Source organism: Streptomyces sp. NPDC059398 (genome assembly GCF_042751845.1).
In the GTDB taxonomy this organism is placed as follows: domain Bacteria; phylum Actinomycetota; class Actinomycetes; order Streptomycetales; family Streptomycetaceae; genus Streptomyces.
The window spans coordinates 1-6726 of the sequence record NZ_JBHYWP010000138.1 but is presented as its reverse complement, the minus strand read 5'-3'; the positions used below and the strand labels follow the sequence as shown (position 1 = coordinate 6726).

5 protein-coding genes are annotated in these 6726 nt (G+C 68.1%); all 5 read left to right on the top strand.

The genetic code is table 11. The features are described from left to right. The first annotated feature begins 354 nt into the window (after positions 1 to 354). Positions 355 to 1374, top strand: a complete 1020-nt coding sequence (locus tag ACFXBC_RS32600; RefSeq protein ID WP_385032842.1) for a rod shape-determining protein — start codon at positions 355 to 357, stop codon at positions 1372 to 1374. Between the two features lie 162 nt (positions 1375 to 1536). Further along, positions 1537 to 2598 carry a rod shape-determining protein MreC gene (mreC, locus tag ACFXBC_RS32595; protein WP_385032839.1) on the top strand — a complete coding sequence of 354 codons (1062 nt, stop codon included), beginning with the start codon at positions 1537 to 1539 and terminating at the stop codon, positions 2596 to 2598. A gap of 15 nt (positions 2599 to 2613) precedes the next feature. Next, entirely contained in the window at positions 2614 to 3288 is a 675-nt protein-coding gene (gene mreD, locus ACFXBC_RS32590; protein WP_385032836.1) for a rod shape-determining protein MreD, read from the top strand. 61 nt (positions 3289 to 3349) lie between these two features. Beyond that, positions 3350 to 5539 carry a penicillin-binding protein 2 gene (mrdA, locus tag ACFXBC_RS32585; protein ID WP_385032833.1) on the top strand — a complete coding sequence of 730 codons (2190 nt, stop codon included), beginning with the start codon at positions 3350 to 3352 and terminating at the stop codon, positions 5537 to 5539. A 3-nt stretch (positions 5540 to 5542) separates the two neighbouring features. After that, the coding region (gene rodA / locus ACFXBC_RS32580) for a rod shape-determining protein RodA (RefSeq protein WP_385032830.1) at positions 5543 to 6726 on the top strand (1184 nt) is incomplete at its 3' end.

Sequence of the window (6726 nt, the reverse complement as noted above, 5' to 3'; positions counted from 1 at the left end):
CCCGCGCCCGAGTGCGCCCGCCCGCGAGAGCCTCAGAGAGTATTGGTGGCCGGGGCGATCAGCCGCTCCCGCACCGACCAAACACCACCCACCCCCGCGGCCCACACTATAACGGGCCCCCCCCTTCGGCATATGCCGGGCGATTTCGGGAACGCATCGCCCCGACGTGACGTCACCATGGTTGAGGCGGGCACAACTTCCGCCCACATGGCGGAGGACCCTCGCGCGGCGATCGTGCAGGCGGCATTACGATGGAAGTCTTCACACCCACAGCGCTCACTTCGCCTACCAAAAAAGCCAATCGCTCCACTTGGGAAGGCCCGACGCATCCTCATGGGGAACAAGGGGAACTCAATGTCGTTCATCGGCCGTGACATGGCTATCGACCTCGGGACTGCCAACACGCTGGTGTACGTCAGGGGTCGAGGAATCGTCCTCAACGAACCCTCCGTCGTCGCGATCAACACCAACACCGGCGGGATCCTCGCCGTTGGCGCCGAGGCCAAGAAGATGATCGGCCGTACGCCGGGCAACATCGTTGCCGTACGGCCGCTGAAGGACGGCGTGATCGCCGACTTCGAAATCACCGAGCGGATGCTCCGCTACTTCATTCTGAAGATCCACAAGCGCCGTTATCTGGCCCGGCCGCGTGTCGTCGTCTGTGTTCCCTCGGGCATCACAGGGGTCGAGCGCCGCGCCGTCATCGAGGCGTCCACCCAGGCGGGCGCCCGCCAGGTGCACATCATCGAAGAGCCCATGGCGGCCGCCATCGGCTCGGGCCTGCCCGTCCACGAGGCCACCGGCAACATGGTGGTCGACATCGGCGGCGGCACCACCGAGGTCGCGGTGATCTCGCTGGGCGGCATCGTCACGGCCCAGTCGATCCGGGTCGCGGGCGACGAGCTGGACAACGCGATCATCCAGCACATCAAGAAGGAGTACTCCCTCCTCCTCGGGGAGCGCACCGCCGAGCAGATCAAGATCACCATCGGCTCCGCGTTCAATCTGGAGAAGGACGAGCACACCGAGATCCGCGGCCGTGACCTCGTGTCCGGGCTGCCCAAGACCGTGGTCATCTCCGCGGCCGAGGTCCGCAAGGCCATCGAGGAGCCGGTCAACGCCATTGTCGACGCGGTCAAGACGACGCTCGACAAGTGCCCGCCGGAGCTCTCCGGGGATGTCATGGACCGCGGCATCGTGCTCACCGGCGGCGGGGCGCTGCTCCGCGGTCTTGACGAGCGGCTGCGCGACGAGACGGGGATGCCCATCCATATCGCCGAGGACCCGCTGGACTCCGTCGCCCTCGGATCGGGCAAGTGCGTCGAGGAGTTCGAGGCTCTTCAGCAGGTACTGGACGCCCAGCCCCGCCGGTGACGGAACACGCTCTTCCGCCGTACGGGGCATGTCCGCCCCGTACGGCGGATCGTTGAAGCAAGGAGTCCGGCCGCGTTCCAGTCGGTCTTCACCCACGCAGGACTCCAGGCAGAACTCCACAAACGCATATGAATTCCGACGAGGAAGGCACGGCCTCCGCACGTGAGGGACACACGAGAGAGCCGGCTGCTCCTGGTGCTGCTGATCGCTATTGCGTTCGCACTGATCACGGTGGACATCCGCGGCGGTGAATCGTCACCGGTGGCTGGTGCCCGGCACGCCGCCGCCACCGTGTTCGGACCGGTCGAGAACGGTGTCGCGGGCGCCGTGAATCCGGTCGGCAACGCCATCGGCGCAGTACGGGACTCCGGCGACCGGCACAGCCGAATCAGCGCGCTGGAGCGTGAGAACACCGCTCTGAAGCAGCAGCTCGGCAGCAGCGACCGCAACCGCAGCCGCGTCCGCCAGCTCGACAGCATGCTCAAGACCGCGGGCGCGGGCCAGTACGGAATCAAGGGAGCCCAGGTCATCGCCATAGGAGCGGCCCAGGGCTTCTCCTGGACGATCACCATCGACACCGGGACCGCCGACGGCATCAAGCGGGACATGACCGTGCTCAACGGGGACGGACTCGTGGGCCGGGTCACCACCGTCGGCCCCCACACCGCCACCGTGCTGCTCGCCAACGACCCCGACTTCACCGTGGGCACCCGGATGGAGCGCAGCGACGAGGTCGGCTTCGCCACCGGCCGCGGCGACCGTCCGCTCTCCGTGCAGTTCCTCAACGGCAAGGCCGACGTCAAGAAGGGCGACCGGCTCGTCACCTTCGGCTCCAGCAACGACAAGCCCTTCGTGCCCGGTGTGCCCGTCGGCCGGGTCGTCCGCGTCGACCCCTCGGGCGGCGACCTCACCCGTACGGTCTACGTCCGTCCGTACGTCAGCTTCACCAAGCTCGACCTGGTCGGCGTCGTCGTGGAGCCGCCGCGCAGCAACCCGCGCGACACGGTCCTGCCGGCCAAGCCCGCCAAGGCGAAGCCCGCCCCCACCGTCACGGTCACCGTCACGCCCTCACCCGGCGGCGGCAACAACGCCAACACCGGTGCCGGGGACAACAACTCCGGCGCGGGCGACAACAGCGACAACACCGGGGCGGGCGACAACAGCGCCAACAGCGACTCCGGCGACAACACCGGCCCCGGCAACGACCCCAACGCCCCCCAGTAGTAGGAGCTGATCCGTATGCGTCTCAACCGGATGCTGCTCTCGGCCACGCTGGTGGTGGTCGCCCTGGTGATCCAGGTGAGCGTGCTCGCCCGACTGCAACTCCCCGGCGCCGTGCCGGACCTGCTGCTCCTCACGGTGGTGGGCCTCGCCCTGGTGTACGGCCATGTGGGCGGCGCCTTCATCGGGTTCGGCGCCGGTCTGCTGGCCGATCTGGCCCCGCCCGCCGACCACGCAGCGGGGCGGTACGCCCTGGTGCTCTGCGTCATCGGTTACGCCGCGGGGCTCGCCAAGCCGGAGAACGGGCGCCTCAGGTCCGTCACCGGTCCGATGGTCGTGGTGGTCGCCGCCGCGATCGGCTCCACGCTGCTCTACGCCGGGGTGGGCTCTCTGGTGGGGGACACCGCCGCCCGCCATGTGGGTCTGCTCGGGCTGCTGTTCAGCGCCGCCGTCTACGACCTGCTGCTCGCGCCCTTCACCGTCCCGTTCATCATGGCGCTGGCGAGACGGGCCGAGAACGACCCGCTCGCCGAGGGCCGCGACACCGGCGGTGTGACGAGCGATGTCGCCACCGGCTGGCTGGCGACCGGCACCGGACTGAAGATCGGCAGCCAGCGCGGCGGTCTGCGGATGAAGGCGGCCAAGTCACGCGCGGCGAAGGCCGGACGTATCAAGGGGGTCAAGAGGCTGTGAGACTGCGACACGCGGGGGCACGGCCGTCGGACCCCGGCCGGACGATCAGTGGGGCGCGGCTGTGAGCAATATTCCCGAGACCGGACGGACCTCACGGGTCCGGATCCGGCTCGTCGTCATCCAGGTCCTTGTCTTCTCCCTCCTCCTCACCCTCGGCGGCCGGCTCTGGTACCTCCAGATCCGCAACGGCCAGGAGTACAGCGCGGAGGCCAGGAACAACCACGTACAGCAGGTCGTCCAGCCCGCCGTGCGGGGCTCCATCTACGACGCGCGCGGGGTGCCGATCGCCGACAACGAGACAAAGCTCGTCGTCTCCGCCAACCGGACCGCCCTGCTGAAGATGAAGGACGACGGCAAAGCCGTCCTCACCCGGCTGGCCGGTGTCCTCGGGATGAAGCCCGCCGACGTCATCGCGAAGATCAGGCTCTGTGACGCGAAGACCCCCAAGCCGTGCTGGAACGGTTCGCCGTACCAGCCGATCCCCGTCACCGAGAAGGCCACCACCCAGCAGGTGCTCCAGATCCGGGAGCGCACCGAGGACTTCCCCGGCATCACCGCCGAGCCGACCGCCGTCCGCGACTACCCCGGCAAGGGCGGGCTCAACGCCGCCCAGGTGCTGGGCTACCTCGGCCCGGTCACCGACAAGGAAGTCGCCGCGTCCAACAAGACGAACAACCCGCTGCTCCGCTCCGACCAGGTCGGCCGGGCCGGACTTGAGTCCACGTACGACCAGCAGCTGCGCGGCAAGTCAGGTGTCACCCGCTACGAGGTGGACAACCTCGGCCGGGTCATCGGCAAGGCCGGCCAGACGGCTTCACAGCCCGGCAGCTCCCTCGTCACCAGCATCGACTCCCGGGTCCAGGCGCTGACCGAGAAGGAGCTGGACGCGACGATGAAGGCCCTCCGCAAGACCTATGACTCGGTCACCCACACCAACTACAAGGCCGACTCGGGCGCGGCCGTGGTGATGGACGTGCACACGGGCCAGGTCATCGCGATGGCCAGCGCCCCGACGTACGACCCCAACGTCTGGGGCGGCGGCATCTCGGCCAAGAACTACTCCAGGCTCACGAAGACGTCCTCCAACTATCCGCTGCTGAACCGCGCCATCCAGGGACAGTCGGCGCCCGGCTCCACCTTCAAGGTCATCTCCACCAGCGCCGCCATCAACGCCGGATACGCCCCGGACGGCGGCTACCCCTGCACCTCGTCGATGACCATCGGCAACCGCGAGTTCAAGAACTTCGAGGGCGAGAACTACGGGGACATCAGCCTGGGCAAGGCCCTGGAGGTCTCCTGCGACACGGTCTTCTACCACGTGGCGTACGACCAGTGGAAGAAGGACGGCGGCAACAACCCCAAGCACCCGAAGGACTGGTTCTTCAAGACCGCCCGCGAGTTCGGGCTCGGCAAGAAGACCGGCATCGACCTCCCCAACGAGCTGGCGGGCCGGGTCCCGGACCGCGAGTGGAAGAAGGCCTACTGGGAGGCGAACAAGGACCTCTGGTGCAAGCAGGGCAAGAAGAACGGCACCTACGTCGAACAGATCGAGTACGAGAACTGCACCGACGGCAAGCAGATCCGCGCCGGTGACTCGGTCAACTACGCCATCGGCCAGGGCGACACGCTCCTCACCCCGGTCCAGGAGGCGATGATCTACTCGGCCCTCGCCAACGGCGGCACGATGTACCAGCCGAGCGTGGGCAAGGCGGTCATCAGCGCCGACGGTAAGACGGTGCAGCCGATCAAGCCGAAGCGCATCGGCAGGCTCCCCGACAAGAAGTCGACCGTCTCGTACATCAACAAGGCCCTGGAAGGCGTCGTCACCAGCGGTACGGCCGCCTGGCAGTTTGGCGGCTGGCCGCAGGACAAGATCCCGCTGCACGCCAAGACCGGCACCGCCGAGGTCGCGGGCAAGCAGACCACCGGGTGGCTGTCCACGTACACCAAGGACTACGCGATCGTGATGACGATCTCCCAGGGTGGTACCGGTTCCGGCGCCGCGGGTCCCGCGGTCCGCAAGATCTACGAAGCGATGTACGGCCTCGGCAAGGACGGCAAGCAGGACCCCAAGAAGGCGCTCCTGCCGAAGCCGCAGACGGCGTTGCCGAAGATCGACAAGGACGGTGCGATCATTTCGCCCAAGATCACGCCCGCCAAGCCGGACTCCTCATCGTCGCCGCCGGCGCCTCCCTCGCCTTCGTCGTCCGGCGGAACGCAGATCGCGGCCGGACCGGGCAGGAGGGACTAGGACATGGGCGGATTCTCCGTAGCGCGGTACGCCCCCGAGCAGGGCGCCTGGTCCAAGATGACCGCCCGCGACTCCCTGGTGCGCAGGCTGGACTGGCCGCTGATGGTGGCGTCGCTCGCGATGTCGTTCATCGGCATGCTGCTGGTCTACTCGGCCACCCGCGGCCGCAACTCCCTGACCCACGGCGACCCGTACTACTTCCTGCTGCGCCACGCCATGAACACCGGCGTCGGGGTGGCGCTGATGATCGGCACCATCTGGCTCGGCCACCGGACCCTGCGCGGCGCCGTCCCGATCCTGTACGGCCTCTCCGTCCTGATGATCCTCGCGGTCCTCTCACCGCTCGGGCAGACCGTGAACGGTGCGCACGCCTGGATCGTCATCGGCGGCGGATTCTCCCTCCAGCCGTCCGAGTTCACCAAGATCACGATCATTCTCGGGATGGCGATGATCCTCGCCTCGCGGGTCGACGCGGGCGACCAGGACCACCCCGACCACCGCACGGTCGCCAAGTCGCTCGGGGTGGCCGCGCTCCCGATCCTGATCATCATGCTGATGCCCGACCTCGGCTCGGTCATGGTGATCGTGATGATCGTCCTCGGGGTGCTGCTGGCCTCCGGCGCCTCCAACCGCTGGGTGGTCGGACTGATCGGCGCCGGAGTGGCCGGCGCCATCGGGATCTGGAAGGCCGGGCTGCTCGACGACTACCAGATCGCCCGCTTCGCCGCCTTCGCCAACCCCGCGCTCGATCCGGCGGGCGTCGGCTACAACACCAACCAGGCGCGTATCGCGATCGGTTCGGGCGGCCTGCACGGAACGGGCCTCTTCCACGGCTCGCAGACCACCGGACAGTTCGTCCCCGAGCAGCAGACGGACTTCGTCTTCACCGTCGCGGGCGAGGAACTCGGCTTCGTGGGCGCCGGACTGATCCTGGTCCTCCTCGGCATCGTGCTCTGGCGCGCCTGCCGGATCGCCCGGGACGCGACCGAGCTGTACGGCACGATCGTCGCGGCCGGGATCATCGCCTGGTTCGCCTTCCAGGCGTTCGAGAACATCGGGATGACCCTCGGCATCATGCCGGTGGCGGGGCTTCCGCTGCCGTTCGTCTCGTACGGAGGCTCCTCGATGTTCGCCGTGTGGATAGCGGTCGGGCTGCTCCAGTCGATCAGGGTGCAGCGGCCCCTGTC

Coding starts and splice junctions, on each gene's coding strand:
- ACFXBC_RS32600 (WP_385032842.1), top strand. CDS start 355: ATGTCGTTCATCGGCCGTGACATGGCTATCGACCTCGGGACTGCCAAC.
- mreD (WP_385032836.1), top strand. CDS start 2,614: ATGCGTCTCAACCGGATGCTGCTCTCGGCCACGCTGGTGGTGGTCGCC.